The 14,871-nt window shown below is 64.4% G+C and carries 16 protein-coding genes; 8 read left to right on the top strand and 8 right to left on the bottom strand.

The annotated features are described in order from the left end of the window. Positions 1-118 precede the first annotated feature (118 nt). Positions 119-1,288, top strand: a complete 1,170-nt coding sequence (locus OKW40_RS16575) for a tyrosine-type recombinase/integrase (RefSeq protein ID WP_429490542.1) — start codon at positions 119-121, stop codon at positions 1,286-1,288. A 266-nt stretch (positions 1,289-1,554) separates the two neighbouring features. Next, complete coding sequence (locus OKW40_RS16570; protein WP_184036753.1) at positions 1,555-1,716, top strand: hypothetical protein; 162 nt, start codon at positions 1,555-1,557, stop codon at positions 1,714-1,716. 99 nt (positions 1,717-1,815) lie between these two features. On the opposite strand, the gene OKW40_RS16565 is transcribed toward OKW40_RS16570, so the two are convergent. Next, complete coding sequence (locus OKW40_RS16565) at positions 1,816-2,145, bottom strand: ecotin precursor (protein ID WP_090802296.1); 330 nt, start codon at positions 2,143-2,145, stop codon at positions 1,816-1,818. 285 nt (positions 2,146-2,430) lie between these two features. Here OKW40_RS16565 and OKW40_RS16560 point away from each other — a divergent pair, with 285 nt between their 5' ends. Continuing rightward, positions 2,431-3,546 (top strand): diguanylate cyclase, encoded by a 1,116-nt coding sequence (locus tag OKW40_RS16560; protein WP_429490540.1) that lies wholly within the window; start codon positions 2,431-2,433, stop codon positions 3,544-3,546. Positions 3,547-3,575: 29 nt separating this feature from the next. Here OKW40_RS16560 and OKW40_RS16555 read toward each other — a convergent pair whose 3' ends face one another. Continuing rightward, positions 3,576-4,415, bottom strand: coding sequence for an SDR family NAD(P)-dependent oxidoreductase (locus OKW40_RS16555; RefSeq protein WP_184069921.1), 840 nt, complete (start codon positions 4,413-4,415; stop codon positions 3,576-3,578). A 175-nt stretch (positions 4,416-4,590) separates the two neighbouring features. Here OKW40_RS16555 and OKW40_RS16550 point away from each other — a divergent pair, with 175 nt between their 5' ends. Together OKW40_RS16550 and OKW40_RS16545 are read left to right on the top strand one after the other, a co-directional pair. Next, a complete protein-coding gene (locus OKW40_RS16550; protein ID WP_429490538.1) occupies positions 4,591-5,526 on the top strand; it encodes a GlxA family transcriptional regulator in 936 nt (311 codons plus the stop codon). Between the two features lie 101 nt (positions 5,527-5,627). Further along, the gene (locus OKW40_RS16545) at positions 5,628-6,053 is read left to right on the top strand and encodes an HIT family protein (protein WP_090805510.1); all 426 of its coding nucleotides are present in this window, start codon (positions 5,628-5,630) and stop codon (positions 6,051-6,053) included. A 205-nt stretch (positions 6,054-6,258) separates the two neighbouring features. Here OKW40_RS16545 and OKW40_RS16540 read toward each other — a convergent pair whose 3' ends face one another. Next, complete coding sequence (locus OKW40_RS16540; protein WP_090805511.1) at positions 6,259-6,438, bottom strand: hypothetical protein; 180 nt, start codon at positions 6,436-6,438, stop codon at positions 6,259-6,261. 622 nt (positions 6,439-7,060) lie between these two features. On the opposite strand from OKW40_RS16540, the gene sap1 reads away from it, so the two are divergent. After that, a complete protein-coding gene (sap1, locus tag OKW40_RS16535; RefSeq protein WP_018418921.1) occupies positions 7,061-7,399 on the top strand; it encodes a surface attachment protein Sap1 in 339 nt (112 codons plus the stop codon). A 60-nt stretch (positions 7,400-7,459) separates the two neighbouring features. On the opposite strand, the gene OKW40_RS16530 is transcribed toward sap1, so the two are convergent. The 5 genes from OKW40_RS16530 to OKW40_RS16510 form a co-directional block, all read right to left on the bottom strand. After that, entirely contained in the window at positions 7,460-7,600 is a 141-nt protein-coding gene (locus OKW40_RS16530; protein ID WP_429490536.1) for a hypothetical protein, read from the bottom strand. 53 nt (positions 7,601-7,653) lie between these two features. Then, positions 7,654-8,658 carry an L-arabinose ABC transporter permease AraH gene (araH, locus tag OKW40_RS16525; protein ID WP_184060966.1) on the bottom strand — a complete coding sequence of 335 codons (1,005 nt, stop codon included), beginning with the start codon at positions 8,656-8,658 and terminating at the stop codon, positions 7,654-7,656. A 74-nt stretch (positions 8,659-8,732) separates the two neighbouring features. Continuing rightward, positions 8,733-10,292 carry an L-arabinose ABC transporter ATP-binding protein AraG gene (gene araG, locus OKW40_RS16520; protein WP_184060967.1) on the bottom strand — a complete coding sequence of 520 codons (1,560 nt, stop codon included), beginning with the start codon at positions 10,290-10,292 and terminating at the stop codon, positions 8,733-8,735. 92 nt (positions 10,293-10,384) lie between these two features. Next, entirely contained in the window at positions 10,385-11,389 is a 1,005-nt protein-coding gene (locus OKW40_RS16515; RefSeq protein ID WP_429490534.1) for an arabinose ABC transporter substrate-binding protein, read from the bottom strand. 160 nt (positions 11,390-11,549) lie between these two features. Next, complete coding sequence (locus tag OKW40_RS16510; protein ID WP_429491987.1) at positions 11,550-12,998, bottom strand: aldehyde dehydrogenase family protein; 1,449 nt, start codon at positions 12,996-12,998, stop codon at positions 11,550-11,552. A gap of 172 nt (positions 12,999-13,170) precedes the next feature. Between OKW40_RS16510 and OKW40_RS16505 the strand changes: the two genes are divergently transcribed. Together OKW40_RS16505 and OKW40_RS16500 are read left to right on the top strand one after the other, a co-directional pair. After that, positions 13,171-14,148: a LysR family transcriptional regulator gene (locus OKW40_RS16505; protein WP_184060969.1), complete on the top strand. Its 978-nt coding sequence runs from the start codon at positions 13,171-13,173 to the stop codon at positions 14,146-14,148. A gap of 142 nt (positions 14,149-14,290) precedes the next feature. Beyond that, complete coding sequence (locus OKW40_RS16500) at positions 14,291-14,845, top strand: YaeQ family protein (protein ID WP_026228986.1); 555 nt, start codon at positions 14,291-14,293, stop codon at positions 14,843-14,845. Positions 14,846-14,871 lie beyond the last annotated feature (26 nt).

The raw sequence follows: 14,871 nt of genomic DNA, 5'->3' as shown, positions 1-14,871 counted from the left end.
GCCGCACACGCGAAAATCGCACTCCGTCGACCAAAAACCCACCGGATTTTTGGTACACAACCGGGCAAAGGATTTAGAATCCAGCTGTCCGAGCCTAAACGTACAGCGCCCCCAAAGCATGCCCCGCCTCGCCACCCCGCTCACCGAATCCGAGATCCGCGCGCTCGAACCGCGCGCGACCCGCTACTGCGTCGCCGACGGCAACGGCCTCGTGATCGAGGTCATGACGACCGGCACCAAGGTCTGGCGCTTCCGCTATACGTTGAACGGCAAGCGTCAGCCGCTCGCGACCATCGGCGATTACCGGATGATTTCGCTGCGCGTCGCGCGCGCGAAGGCGCAGAAGTACGCGGCGCTCGTCGCGCAGGGCATCTCGCCGGTCGCCACCGCGCGGCGCGATCGCGGTGCCGAGAGCAAGGCCGACGTGCTGCGCGAAGCGGCCGAGCTTTATCTCGCGACGACGCTGGCCGGCAAGTCGGATGAATATCGCCGCACCACGCGGCGCGCGCTCGACAAGGACGTGCTGCCCGCGATCGGCAACAAGCCGATCGGCGCGGTCACCGCTGACGACGTCGTCGCGATCTGCGAGCGCATCAAAAGCCGCGGCTCGCCGAAAATGGCGCTGCACACGCGCAACGTCGTGAAGCGCCTGTACGCATATCTGATCGCGCGCCAGCTCGCGACCAGCAATCCCGCGGAAGTCGTACCGGCGCGCTCGATCGCGACCTTCGACAGCCGCACCCGCGTGCTGTCCGGCGCCGAGATCGGTGTCATGCTGCGCACGATCGACACATCCAATATCCGCCGTCCGCTGAAGCTCGCGCTGCATCTGCTGGTGCTGACGATGGCACGCAAAGCGGACCTCGTCGAATCGACATGGGCCGAGTTCGATCTCGACGACGCGCTGTGGACGATCCCCGCCGCGCGCCTGAACGCGCGCGAGGACCGCGTCGTCCGTCTGCCGCGTCAGGCGGTTGCGCTGCTGCGCGAGCTGCAGCGCGGGCGCACCAGCGAGACGTTCGTGTTCCCGAGCGTCAGGGGCGACGATCGGCCGATCGCGAAAAGCACGCTGAACCAGGCAGTCAAGGCATTGGGGCTCGACGTGGAGCATTTCGTGCTGCATGACTTTCGTCGCACCGCATCGTCGCATCTGCGCGACATGGAACAGCAAACAGCTGCGGGGGGCGACATCGCGAAGCGTGAAGCAACCGACGAAGCGGCGTGGCAGGGTCGCATGCTTCAGAGTTGGGCGGACTTTGTCGATAGCCAGATGGAAGTCGCGCGGTAGACGGCGAACGGGACGGCTTGACGGCATTGTCATGGGTTTTGGCGTCATGTGACGCTTGCCGTCAGGCCGGTAACAGGATGGTACACAGGCTAAGGCGACCTCGCCCAGACGCTAGGCAAATAAAGGAAAAATCATCAAAAAACAGGTTTCCAAACCGGGCGCAAATGCGCCTTTTTTCGCTTCTCTGGACCGTTTGACATCGTCGTTCTTTCCCCGCTTCCTTCGCCTACACTGAGAGATGGATGCAAGCCGATACGGAGGTTCCGATGCCTGAATCAATGCTCGCTTATCTGATGGGGCCCGCCGTCATGCTGGTGGTCGGCCTTGCCATCTGGATGATGTCGCGTCACCGCGACCCGTCCAGGCCGCCCAGGCTCGAGCGCTGGCTCGACACGCATTACGCGGAGTGGCTGCATCACAAGCATTAAGCCGTGCCTCAAATGGAAAAAGGCCGTCGCATTGGGCGACGGCCTTTTTGTCTGCGCGTTGTTCGGCTGAATCATCCGCGCATCAGAGCCTGGCCGCGCTCACCACTGCGGCTCGGGTTGCGGTTGCGCATAGCCGTACTGTCCGGGCGGCGGTGCGCCGCACGCGACATAGGCGCGCTGATACTGGTCGTAGCAATATCCGGGCGGCGGTGCCACGTAAGCCGGCGCGGGCTGGTACGCGGGCTCGGCATAGACCGGCTGCGGATACGCGACCACCGGCGCCGGCGTCAACGCCGAGGTGACCACCGCGCCCAGCACCGCGCCGCCAATCAGCGCACCCACCACATCACCGCCGTGTCCGTGCGCGGACGCCTGGCCCGCCACCGTCAAACTACCCGCCATTACCAACGCCACTGCGATCTTTTTCATATTGAGCTCCCGCCGTTCAGGCATGGACGAATTGTCGCCGGCGCGCGCGGAAATAGATGCTGCAGTTGGTAACCGGAGATTAACTCTGTAACAGGTGCATAACGTTGGACGCGTTAACCCACGCGAGGCATTGCGCTGCTTTTCATCCAGGCATCGCGGGGAAGATCGCCGCGCTGGCCTTGATGCGGGCGCCGACTATTATCTGACCAAGGGCAGTGGTCAACGAGCGCCTCGCCTCCCCGCAAGCTGACGTGCCCTCCCTGAACTTCATCCTGGCCGAGCCACATGGACACCTCTAAACCGCCCCAGAACGCCGCAACGCTGCATCCCGCAGACGACGTGAGCCCGCAGGCGCACGCGCTCGTCGCGGAGGATGCGCCCAGTCTCGCCAGCGACGACGCGCTCGCGCGCATCCTCGCCGACCCGCCGGCGGCCGAGTGCCCGATCATGGTGCTGCTGGTCGGCGACCAGGCGGTCATCGCCGAGGGGGTGCGCGAGGCGCTCGCCGACGAGCCGGGCATCGACTTTCGCTACTGCGCGTCATGGGAAGACGCGGTGCGCTGCGCCGAGGAAACGCGCGCGACGGTGATCCTGCAAGATCTCGTGATGCCGGGCACCGACGGTCTGACGCTGGTGCGGCAATACCGGCTGAATGCCGCCACTCGCGACATCCCGATCGTCGTGCTGTCGACCAACGAAGAGCCGCTCGTCAAAAGCGCGGCGTTCGCAGCCGGTTCGAGCGACTACCTCGTGAAGCTGCCCGACCGCATCGAACTGATAGCGCGCATCCGCTATCACTCGTGCTCGTATCTACACCTGCTGCAACGCGACGAGGCGTACCGCGCGCTGCGGCAATCTCAGCGGCAACTGCTGGCGACGAATCTGGAGTTGCAGCGGCTCACGCATTCGGACGGTCTGACCGGCCTGTCGAACCGCCGCTACCTCGACCAGTATCTGGCCGCCGAATGGCACCGTGGCACCCGCGACAAGACCGGCCTCGGCCTCCTGATGATCGACGTCGATCACTTCAAGGCCTACAACGACACCTACGGGCACGTCGCCGGCGACGAAGTGCTGAAGAGCGTCGCGCATACGATCGAAGCGTGCCTCGGCCATTCACTGGATCTCGCCGCGCGCTTCGGCGGCGAGGAGTTCGCGGTGGTCGTCCCGGACACGTCGGCGGGTGGCTTGCGCCTGCTCGCGGAGAAAATCCGCATCGCGGTCGAAGACCGCGCGATCACCCATGCGGGCTCGGCAGAGGGCGTCGTCACGATCAGCATCGGCGCGGCGATGGTGGTGCCGTCGGCCGCCGAACCGGTCACGACGCTGATCGAGGCCGCCGGCGTCGGCCTGTATCGCGCGAAACACGACGGCAAGAATCAGGTGGCCGTGAGCGGCTGAGTCTGGCGCCGCCCTCCTCGACCTTCGGCTTACGCGGCCACGGCGCGCGTATAGCGCTCGGCCGGCGCGCTGCGCGACAGATTCGGCTGCAGATGCAAACGCGCGCTGTTCAGACGCTCCCAGTCGGCGGCATCGGGCAACGACGGGATCGTCACCAGTTCGCCCTGATCGAGACCGGCAAGCGCCGCGTCGACCATGTCCTCGGCGCTCATCACGATCTGCGAAGGCAGGTTCTCGACCGCGAGACCCGCGCGATCCCAGAACGCGGTGCTCGTCGCGCCCGGCAGCACCGCTTGCAGCCGCACGCCCTTGCCGCCCACCTCGTGATGCAGCGACTGCGTGAGGTTCAACACGTAGGCCTTGGTGCCGCTATAGGTGCCGTTCAACAATTCCGGCGCCAGCGCGACGATCGACGAGATATTGATCACCGTACCGGCGCCGCGCGCGATGAAGCCCGGCAACACCGCCGCCGTCAGGCGCGTGAGCGAGGTCACGTTCAGCTCGATCATCTGCTCGAGTTCATCGATGTCGGAGTCGAGCAGCGTCGCGGTCGCGCCGACGCCCGCGTTGTTGATCAGCATCGTGATGCCGCGCTCGGCGCGCAACTGGTTCTCGATGCGGCGCACGTCGGCCTTGTTGGTCAGATCGGCGCTGACGGTGCTCACGCGGCGGCCGGTTTCCTTCGTCAGCCGGTCGGCGAGGCTGCTGAGGCGTGCGCCGTCGCGCGCGATCAGCAGCAGGTCGTAGCCGCGTCGCGCGAGCCGGTCCGCGTAGACCGCGCCGATACCCGACGATGCGCCCGTGACCACCGCCGTACCCTTGCCTTCGTTCGAATTGCCTTGTACGCCCTTGTCTGCCTGCGTTGCCATTGAAGCTCTCCTTGCGGGCTGCGCATGATGCGGCCGCCCTGTCCGGTGAATGGGAACATCCGTGAACTCGCCGCCTGGCGGCATTTGCGCTGATACGGCGGGGTTGACGAGCTGAGTTTAGGCGCGTACTGTTTTGTCTCAAATGTCGCATTTCCCTCGTTTCCGGACATCGCAAATGAAACGCATCGCCGTGGTGGTCTTTCCGGGCTTTCAGATCCTCGACATGGTCGCGGTATCGATTTTCGAACTCGCCAATCAGGACACCGGCGAGCCCGCGTACGACGTCGCGTTGATCTCCGAGCACGGCGGCATGGTGCGCAGCTCGGCGGGCGTCGAGGTCGCGACGCGCCCGTTCGGCGATCCCGCCTACGACACGGTGATCGTCACCGGCGCGATGGAGATCGCGCCGTCGTCGCCGGGGCTCCTCGCGTTTCTGAACGACGCCCTCGCCGCCTCACGCCGCACCGCGAGCATCTGCACCGGCGCGTTCGTGCTCGCCGAAGCGGGCATCCTCGACGGCCGCCACGCGACTACGCACTGGGCGCATGCGCGCGATTTGCAACGGCGCTTTCCGCGCGCGCGGGTCGACGAGGACCGCATCTTCATCGTCGACGGCTCGGTGTGGACGTCGGCCGGCATGACCGCGTGTATCGATCTGTGCCTCGCGCTCGTCGAGAACGACCTCGGCGTCGCGGTTTCGCGCGCGATCGCGAAGAAGCTCGTGGTCTATCACCGGCGCACCGGCGGGCAATCGCAGTACTCTGCGATGCTCGATCTCGAACCGAAATCCGATCGGATCCAGAACGCGCTGTCGTATGCGAAGAGCCATCTGCGCGAGCCGCTGACCGTCGAGCAGCTCGCCGACGTCGCGCATCTGAGCCCGCGCCAGTTCAGCCGCGCGTTTCGCGACGAGACGCGCCAGTCGCCGGCCCGCGCGATCGAGGCGCTGCGTGTCGAAGCGGCTCGCACGATGCTCGAAACCGGCCGTCATTCGATCGAAACCGTTGCAGCCGACACTGGCTTCATCGACCCCGAGCGGATGCGGCGCGCGTTTTTGCGCGCGTTCGGCCAGCCACCTCAAGCGATCCGGCGTGCCGCACGCGTGGCGTAAGCGTTCGGGTAGAGAATAGGAAACCCGCGGTGCGAAGCTACGCAAAAAAAGTATCCCGCTCGACCCGTGAATCGAACCCAGCCCAAATGAAAGGAAACGCGATGAGCTACAACGACAGCAACCCGTTCGCCAAAATCTTGCGCGGCGAACTACCGTGCATCAAGGTGGCCGAAAACGACCAGGCGCTGGCTTTCATGGACTTGATGCCGCAGGCCGACGGCCATCTGCTCGTCGTGCCGAAGGAAGCGGTCGCGGAAATTTTCGATCTGTCGGATGCGGCGCTCGTCGCGTCGACGCGCATGGCGCAAAAGCTCGCGATCGCGGTGCGCGCGGCACTGCGTCCTGACGGCGTGTTCATCGGCCAGTTCAACGGCGCGGCGGCGGGACAGACAGTGCCGCACGTCCATTTCCACGTGATTCCGCGCTGGGAAGGCCAACCGCTGAAGCTGCATGCGCGCGAGGTCGCCGATCCGGACACGCTCGAAGCGCTCGCCAAACGGATTCGCGCGCACTGGCGCGCCCACTGAAGCGCGACGCGAGGCCTGCCGATGCAACGTCGCGCCCCGCATTACGGTCACGCCCGGTAACAACTGTAAAAGCCGTTGAAACCACCGATTAGCGTGTCGCGACTAGACTGCTATTGCCTTGTGTTCAAGGCATTGAGTGTGGATCTCTTTTTTTCAGCCTGCCCCTGTGGCAGGCTTTTTTTCTTTGGGGACCCGCTTCGCAATCTCAGAGCCGCTCCCGCGAACGGCGTAGCGGATGCCGCCAGTCGATGCGTCGGCGACGCGCTCGCAACGGCCGTCCGTCGTGCAGGTCTCGATGCTCCTGCCACAGTTCGTCGGAAAAAAGAAACATGACGATCAGCAGCGGAACGACTAGAAAAATCCCGAGTATGACGTGCTCGTTCACGATAGCCTCCGGGTGCAGGAGATTCATTTTCATTGTAGAGCACCGCCTGTACCCGCATACCGGCTCGACGAAGATCCACCTGGATTCAGGCCGCACGCGAAGGGTACATCGCACTGCGATCGCGCCCCCTCGCCTGTCCATGCGGCTTTGCGCCGCGCGGCTTTTTTTCATGCGTTTTCGGCAATGGCGCGTTGCAAGCGTTTCACCAGGGCCCGTGAGATACGGCTGGCACTGTTTATTTTCTGCACTTGCCTCGTTATTGCGCATCGCAGCTTTTGCCTGTGGAATGACTTTGTGTGCGATGCACAAACCCGTTGATTAAATTGTATTAAATCGCTTAATTGACGCTACACGTTTACGTGAATGCGCGCGCAAAGCTTTACCAGCTAAGGCATATGCGAGTGTGGATTTTTAGTTATTCATTTCATTGCCATTCGGTCAGGCGTGTGCTCAAGCTTTAATCAGCTTCGACAGCAGGTGCGACAATTCGCCACTGTTGCGATCGCACACAAGATGTGCTTGTCGTTCTCATCGGTTCTCCTAGAGTGCGAGATGCGGGTCCACCGTTAAAGTTAAATACATAGCTAACCGAGATTTTTTTCGGCCCGCCCCGGAGGAACGAATGAAAACTCGAATTGCCGTTGTTTTCGCCATCGCGGGTTTGGCTGCCGCTAGCGTTCAGGCGCAAGACGTCGTGATCAAGCCGCAGCAAACGATCCAGTTCAAGGCCAATGCGTATGGCTGCGTATCGAAGGACAAGCTCGATGCCGCCGATCACCACGCGCAAGCCGGTGAACAGCAGCAGATGCAGGAATTCTTCTCCGGATATCAATGCGTGTCGACTCCGACCGACTCGAGTTTTCGCGTGGTGCGCGTGGTCGGCCACGACGTCGAGTTCGTGAATTCAGCCAATAGCGATACCGAGGGGCTCTGGGCGAACGACCGATTCATCAAGCAATAAGTACAACACCGGTATTCCGGCAAAAGCCGGAATACCGTCGCATGCGTATCCGCTGCGGCTTTAAAAGTCGCAGGCGTGAACGCGTGAGCTAAAAGAGACGGCTTGGGCATTCCGATGCCAAGCCGTTTTTTTTATTGCTTTTGATACTTGCCAGGCTTCACCTGCAATAAAAAAGCCGATGCGGGTTTTATCGACCCGCATCGGCAGTACGCCTTCTCGCAAAGCGCAGGAAACCGGCCACGAGCAACGGCGCGTCAGTGCACGCGCTTGCTGCGGCGGAACTGGTCGAACAGAACCGCGAGCAGCAGGATGCCGCCGCGAATCAGGTACTGGTAGAACGTCGGTACGTTCAGCAGGCTCATGGCGTCCTGTACCGAGCCCATGATCAGCACGCCGACCAGCACGCCGGAGATCGTCGCGACACCGCCCGTCAGCGACACACCTCCGAGCACGCACGCGGAAATCACGCCGAGCTCGAGCCCGACCGACGTCTTCGGATCGCCGAGGCTCATGCGCGACGCGAGCATCACGCCCGCGAAGCCGGTCACGAGGCCTTGCAGCACGAACACGGTGATCTTGATCCGCGTGACGGGCAGCCCCGCGAGCACAGCCGCTTCGCTATTGCCGCCGACGGCCAGCACGTTCTTGCCGAACACGGTCTTTTTCAGCAGGAAGCCGAACAGAACGAAGCCGACGATGTTGCTCCAGATCGGATAAGAAATGCCGAGGAACGAGCCGCCGCCGAGGTCGAAGAAGCGCTCCTCGGAGATCATCACCGCGTCGCCGTTCGAGGTGATGTACGCGAGGCCGCGCACGACCTCCATCATCGCGAGCGTGACGATCAGCGAGTTGATCTTGTAGCGCGCGACCAGCGTGCCGTTGACGAGCCCGACCGCGCCGCCCGCGAGCACGCCGGCCGTGATGCCGACTAACACGCTGTGCGTCGCGGTGATCAGCACGGAAGCCACCACGCCCGAAAACGCGACGATCGACGCCACCGACAGGTCCACCTCGCCGAGCGCGAGCACGAACATCATCGTGACGGAGATCGAGCCGATCAGCGTGACCGACAGCAGCAGGCCCTGGATATTGCGCGTGCTCAGAAAGTCTGGGACCGTGAACGACAGCACCGCGAACAGGATGACGAACACCATCACGATGCCGGATTTGTTGATCAGGTCCCAGGTGCGCGCGGCGCGCGCGGCCAAGCCCACGGAGGCGACGGCGGGGGTCGAGGAATCGGTGGAAGGTGTATTCATGATGTCTGTTCCATTCAATGCCGTTTTCGTTGCGATATTCGGTAAGAGGTCTGGTGGCGCGATCCGTTGGGCGATCAGCGCGGCAATGCCAGCTTGATCAGCGCATCCGGCGTGGCCTGCGCCTTCGGCAGATCGCCGACGATGCGGCCTTCCTTCATCACGATCACGCGATCGGTCACGCCGATCACCTCGGCGAGATCGCTCGACACGACGATGACCGTGCGGCCCGCCTCGGCGAGCCCATACAGCAGCCCATAGATCTCGCTGCGCGCCCCGACGTCGATGCCGCGCGTCGGCTCGTCCATCAGGAACACGTCGATCTCTTCGGCGAGCCAGCGCGACAGGATCACCTTCTGCTGATTGCCGCCGGACAGCGTGCCGATCGGCGTGTCGCCGTTGCGCGTCTTGATCGCGAGCTTGCCGATGAACTCACGCGTGGTCTGCGCTTCCTTGCGGCCGTTGAGCACGCTGAAGCGGCTGAAGTGGCGGCGGCAGCTGATGTTCAGGTTGTCCGACACCGACGCGATCGACACGATGCCTTCCTGCTTGCGATCCTCGGGACACAGCGCGACACCGGCGCGCACCGCGTCGCGCGGCGTGGCGAACTGCACGCGCTTGCCCTTCAGCGCGACCTCGCCGGCGCTCGGCTTGACCGCGCCGTAGATCAGCTTCATCAGCTCGGAGCGGCCCGCGCCGACGAGCCCGAAGAAGCCGACGATCTCGCCCTTGCGCGCCGAAAACGATGCCGGTTCGCGCAGGCCCGGTCCCATCAGGCCGTCGACCTGAAGCTGCACGTCGCCGTGCTCGCGCGCGCGATAGCCGTACACATCGGTGATCGAGCGCCCCACCATGCAGCTGATCAGCCGATCGCGATCGAGTCCCGCGCCGGCCTCGAAGGTGTCGATGCGGCGGCCGTCGCGAAACACCGTGACGCGATCGCACAGTTCGTAGACTTCATCCATCCGGTGCGTGACGTAGATGATCGCGCGGCCTTCGGCCTTCAGCGCGCGGATGATGCGGAACAGTTGCGTGGTTTCGCGCGACGACAGCGAGCTGGTCGGTTCGTCGAACGCGATCACGCGCGCGTCGCGCATCAGCGCCTTGCCGATTTCGATCATCTGCCGCTGACCGATCGACAGATGCTTGACCTGCTGCGACGGATCGAGCTTTTCGCCGAGCCGTTCGAGCTCGCGCATCGCACGCGCGACCAAAGCCTTTTCGTCCAGTACGCCGAAGCGATTCGGCAGGGCGCCGAGCATCAGATTCTCGGCGACCGTCAGCTCCGGCACCAGATGCAGTTCCTGATAGATGATCGCGATGCCCGCGGCGATCGCCGCCTTGGTCGTCGCGAACTGCTGCTCGACGCCGTCGAGCGACAACGTGCCCGAGACAGGATGATTGACGCCGGACAGCACCTTCAGCAGCGTCGATTTGCCGGCGCCGTTTTCGCCCATCAGGCCGTGCACCTCGCCGCGGCGCACTTCCAGCGAGACCTGGTCGAGCGCGAGCACGCCCGGAAAGCGCACGGTGATGCCGTCGAGCCGGAGATAGGGGGCGTCGGATGCGGGCGTCGATGCAGGCGAGGGCGTGCGCACCGCCTCGCTGGCATGAGACCCGGTGAATAAGGACGTCATCGAAAAACCTCGAACGGATGAAAGCTGAGCGGGCCGCGCTCGCGCTAAACGCGAGGCACGAGGCGGCCCGCCGTCTGCTGCGAGAACCTCGCTTAAATACCCAGTTCCTTGCGCACGTCCAGCCAGTTGCCGCGCACCATCAGCTTGCCGGTGGTCTGCGTGTCGGCGGGCGGCTGCTTGCCGTCCTTGATCCACTCGATAAGGTTCTCGGTGCTTTCCTTGCCGTGGTTCGTCGAGCTGACCGCGATCGTGCCGTAGAAGCCCGTCGGTTCCTTCTTCTGGAACTCGGCGAACGCCTCGCCCGCGCCGTTGATGCCGACGCCGATCACGTCCGCGGCCGGAATATGCAGCTGTTCGGTCGCGCGCACGCCGCCAAGCACGCTTTCCTCGTTGAGCGCGAAGATCACCCACTTCTTGATGTTCGGATGCTGCGCGAGCACCGGCGACACCGCGTTGAAGCCGCCTTCGTCGTCGGTGGTTTTCTGCGGCGCGTCGAAGACGTTTTCCTTCTTGAAGCCGCCGGCGAGCAGCGACTGCGTCGCGCCGTCGGTGCGCAGCTTCGCGGTCGGCAGCTCATAGTCCGTGATACGCAGCGCGCCGACTTCCTCAGGCTTCCAGCCGCGGCGCTTCATTTCGTCGGTGATCGCCTGGCCCACCTGGTTGCCGATCTTGAAGGCCGACATGCCGAGGTGCGGCACGTTCGCCAGCGGCTTGCCGGTCGAATCGACCAGTTGGTCGTCGACGGTCACGAACTTCATGTTGTAGCGCTTCGCGCGCGCCTGAATCGCCGGTCCGAGGCGCACGTCGGGCGCGCAGATCACGAAGCCTTTCGCGCCTTGCGCGCCGAGGTTGTCGATCGCGGCCAGCACCTTTTCGCCGTCGGGCGTGCCGATGTTGACGACCGAGAAGCCGTCCTTCTTACCGAGCGCGGTCGCGGCTTTCTGTTCGTTGATGAACCACGCCTGTTCGGGCATCTTCACGAGGAAGCCGACTTTGAGCGGCTCATCCGCGTGGGCGGACAGTTGTGCGGCGAACGGGGCGGCGAGGGCGGCGGCGGCCATCGCGGTCAGGGTCAAACGGCGAAGCTTGCTGGTCATCTACTGTCTCCTGAGGGTGAAAAGCTGCATTGATGTCGTGTAGTTGCAGCGGGGTAACGCGGGCGGCGTCAGCCATCGCGCGAATCGGGGCGGATCTGCGCGCGGCACGCCGGGCGGTTCGCGCAAGTCGCGGTGAAAACGGTGGCGTGGCTCATTGCTTCTAGCTCGCCAGGTACGCCGTTTTCACGGCGGTCCAGAACGCGGCATCGCTCGCGCCATAGGCCGACGCCTTGCGCCCGCCGCCGGGTCCATGATGCTCGACGGTCGTGGTCGGCAGATTGATCGTGACGAGACCGCTCTGCACGTGGCGGCGAAAATGCCGCGCGCGTTCGAGCGAGCGCGTACAGATGCCGGCGCACAGTCCGTAGGCGGTGTCGTTCGCGAGATGTAGCGCGTGTTCGTAATCGTCCGCGCGCAGCACGACCGCGAGCGGCCCGAAAATCTCTTCACGAGCGATCCGATGCTCCGATTCGCCGATAAACAGCGCCGGCTCGAAAAAATAGCCGCGCGTCGCGCGCTCCAGTCGCCGCCCGCCGCGCAGCAACTGCGCGCCTTCCTGCTCGCCGACGCGCACGTAGTCGAGATTGCGTTCGAGCTGCGCGGCGTTCGCCACCGGGCCGATATCGGTGCCGTGCTTCAACGCGTGATCGACGGTGAGTTTCGCGAGCTTTGCCTGCAACGCGTCGACGAACGGCGCGAACACCGCGCGTTCGACGATTAGCCGCGCGGCAGCCGTGCTGCGCTGGCCGGTCGCGCTGAAGGCACCGCTGAGCGCCGCGTCGACCGCGCCGTCGAGATCGGCGTCGGCCAGCACGACGAACGGATTCTTGCCACCCATCTCGAGCTGCACGCGCGCCTGGCGCGTCGCGGCGGCCTGCAGCACGCGCGTGCCGGTGTCGGACGAACCGGTGAAGCTGATCGCCGCGACGAGCGGATGCGCGACGATGCGCGCGCCGACCTTGCGCCCGCTGCCCATCACGAGGTTGAACACGCCGGCCGGCAAGCCCGCGCGACTGACGATCGACGCGAGCGCCGCCGCGCAGGCCGGCGCCGATTCGGCCGGCTTGTAGACGACGCAGTTGCCGTGCGCGAGCGCGGCGCCGATCTTCGCCGCGGCGATCGCGAGCGGCGCGCTCCAAGGCGCGATGATGCCGACCACCCCGAGCGGCTCGCGCGTCACGTCGATTTCGACGCCGGCACGCGCCGACGCGTGCGGCTCGACGAACGCGCGCAGCGCCTCGGCCGCGAATAGCTTGAACAGTTGCCCTGCGCGCGTCGCTTCGGCGAGCGCCTCGGGCAGCACCTTGCCGACTTCACGCGCGAGCAGCCGGGCCAGTTCCTCGCGGCGCGCGAGCATTTCGCTGCCGATCGCGTCGAGCGCGTCGGCGCGGCGCTGTGCGGAGGCGAGCGACCAGTCGCGAAACGCCGCGTGCGCAGCCTCGATCGCGCTGTCGGTCTGCCGCACGTCCGCGCGCACGTATTCGCCGACCGGCTCGTCGAGATCCGACGGATTGAGCGACACGCCCGTGGTCGCGCCAGTCTCCCATCCGCCATTGATGTAATGGCGAAACGGGCTGGCAACGAGGGGGACGAGCGGATCGCGGTTCATCGGCGAAAAAAGGCGCACCGTAAGTTCACAAAAGTCCACGAATGGTATGAGCCGGCCCAATAACTTTCCAATCCCTTTTTAGGCTTCTCCGATATCAGTTTCGGTATGGCATCATGGAGCTTCAGAGGAAGAACGTACAAAAATCGCTCGTAAAGACCCAGGAGACCCTGCGATGACGCGTAGCTATTCGAACTGGTTCGTGCGCGCGCGGCTGAAGACGCGCCAGTTGCTGCTGCTTGCCGCGATGGAGGAGGAGGGCAACGTGCGCCGCGCGGCCGACGTGCTCGGCATGACGCAGCCGGCCGCGTCGCGCCTGTTGAAAGAGCTCGAGGACATGCTCGGCGTGAGCCTGTTCGACCGCACGCCGCACGGTATGCACGCGACGCTGTACGGCGAGGTGATGATCCGCCACGCGCGCATGGTGCTGTCGAACCTGAGCCAGGCGCACGACGAAATCTCGGCGCTGCGCGCGGGGCTCGCGGGTCAGGTGCGTATCGGCGTGATCGCCGCGGCGGCCGCGACGATGGTGCCGCGCGCGATCGCGAGCGTGAAGGCGCGTTATCCGCAGTTGCAGATCTGGACCGAGGTCGAGACCTCCGACGTGATGCTGCCGCGGCTCGCCGAAGGCGATCTCGACATCATGATCGGCCGCGTGCTCGAAAGGCAGAACCAGTTCAAGACCGACGTGCGCTACGAACCGCTCGCCGACGAACCGCTGTGCGTGGTCGCGCGTCCCGGCCATCCGCTCGAAAATGAAACGGGATTGACGCTGCGCGGCATCGTCAACGCGAGCTGGGTGCTGCATCCGCCGGGCAGCGTGCTGCGCCATCGCTTCGACCTGATGTTTTCGCAGATCGGCCTGAATCCGCCGCAGAACGTCGTCAATACGAACAACTTCCTCGCGATTTCGAGCCTGCTGCTGCAAAGCGAGATGTTGGCGGTTTTGCCCGATGAAGTGGCGCGCCAGTACCAACAGTACGGGGTATTGAAGCGCGTACCGATCGATTTGCCTTGCAGGATGGATACATTCGGTATCATCACGCGCCAGTCGCATCTGTTGTCGCCGGCGGCCGCCGTCGTGCTCGACGCGCTGCGAGATGCGGCTCGCGACGTGTACGGCACGGCCACGGAACCCGCGGTGGCCCGGTAAATGCTTCCTTCTGTGTCATAGGCACCGGCTGACGGCGCGGGAGGAACATACGATGTACAGCAAACACAAGAAACGGCAACGCGCCGTCGACGATTCATTTTCGCTGCGCTCCGGTGGAGCGAGCGCCTGGTTTAGCAACGGCATGGCTCTCAAATCGACGATATACAAGGCGGAACTGCAGATCGCTGACATGGACCGGCACTATTACGCCGACCATTCGCTGACGATCGCCCGTCACCCCTCCGAAACCGACGAACGGATGATGGTCCGCGTCGCCGCGTTCGCGCTGTTCGCGCAGGAACGGCTGGAGTTCTGCAAAGGTTTGTCGGATGTCGACGAACCGGATCTGTGGGCGAAGGATCTGACCGGCGCGATCGACACGTGGATCGAGGTCGGCCAGCCCGATGAGCGCCGCATCGCCAAGGCGAGCGGGCGGGCGAATCACGTGGTCGTGATCGCGTATGGCGGGCGTACTTCGGAAATCTGGTGGCAGGGCGTGCGCAACAAGGTCGAGCGCCTGCGCAACGTGACGGTCTGGACACTCGGCGAAGACGTCGCGGCATCGCTCGGCTCGCTTGCCGAACGCACGATGCGGCTGCAATGCACGGTGCAGGACGGCGAAGCATGGCTCGGCAGCGCCGAAGCCGATGCGGTGAAGATCGACTGGACCGTACTGAAGGCCCCCGCCGATGCGTGACGGCTCAGGTCTGAACCAGTTTTTGC

Origin of the sequence: Paraburkholderia sp. RAU6.4a, from assembly GCF_050435625.1 — a bacterium.
Classification (GTDB): domain Bacteria; phylum Pseudomonadota; class Gammaproteobacteria; order Burkholderiales; family Burkholderiaceae; genus Paraburkholderia; species Paraburkholderia tuberum.
Note: the sequence above shows the minus strand (reverse complement) of the source record. Positions and strands in the feature narration are given on the sequence as shown.

Bases quoted from the DNA above. Each gene is read 5' to 3' on its own strand.
- araH (WP_184060966.1), bottom strand. From the start codon at position 8,658: ATGAATACACCTTCCACCGATTCCTCGACCCCCGCCGTCGCCTCCGTG.
- OKW40_RS16530 (WP_429490536.1), bottom strand. From the start codon at position 7,600: ATGCGGGTCGATAAAACCCGCATCGGCTTTTTTATTGCAGGTGAAGCC.
- OKW40_RS16510 (WP_429491987.1), bottom strand. From the start codon at position 12,998: ATGAACCGCGATCCGCTCGTCCCCCTCGTTGCCAGCCCGTTTCGCCAT.
- OKW40_RS16565 (WP_090802296.1), bottom strand. From the start codon at position 2,145: ATGAAAAAGATCGCAGTGGCGTTGGTAATGGCGGGTAGTTTGACGGTG.
- OKW40_RS16555 (WP_184069921.1), bottom strand. From the start codon at position 4,415: ATGGCAACGCAGGCAGACAAGGGCGTACAAGGCAATTCGAACGAAGGC.
- sap1 (WP_018418921.1), top strand. From the start codon at position 7,061: ATGAAAACTCGAATTGCCGTTGTTTTCGCCATCGCGGGTTTGGCTGCC.
- OKW40_RS16560 (WP_429490540.1), top strand. From the start codon at position 2,431: ATGGACACCTCTAAACCGCCCCAGAACGCCGCAACGCTGCATCCCGCA.
- OKW40_RS16575 (WP_429490542.1), top strand. From the start codon at position 119: ATGCCCCGCCTCGCCACCCCGCTCACCGAATCCGAGATCCGCGCGCTC.
- araG (WP_184060967.1), bottom strand. From the start codon at position 10,292: ATGACGTCCTTATTCACCGGGTCTCATGCCAGCGAGGCGGTGCGCACG.
- OKW40_RS16505 (WP_184060969.1), top strand. From the start codon at position 13,171: ATGACGCGTAGCTATTCGAACTGGTTCGTGCGCGCGCGGCTGAAGACG.
- OKW40_RS16570 (WP_184036753.1), top strand. From the start codon at position 1,555: ATGCCTGAATCAATGCTCGCTTATCTGATGGGGCCCGCCGTCATGCTG.
- OKW40_RS16500 (WP_026228986.1), top strand. From the start codon at position 14,291: ATGGCTCTCAAATCGACGATATACAAGGCGGAACTGCAGATCGCTGAC.
- OKW40_RS16515 (WP_429490534.1), bottom strand. From the start codon at position 11,389: ATGACCAGCAAGCTTCGCCGTTTGACCCTGACCGCGATGGCCGCCGCC.
- OKW40_RS16545 (WP_090805510.1), top strand. From the start codon at position 5,628: ATGAGCTACAACGACAGCAACCCGTTCGCCAAAATCTTGCGCGGCGAA.
- OKW40_RS16550 (WP_429490538.1), top strand. From the start codon at position 4,591: ATGAAACGCATCGCCGTGGTGGTCTTTCCGGGCTTTCAGATCCTCGAC.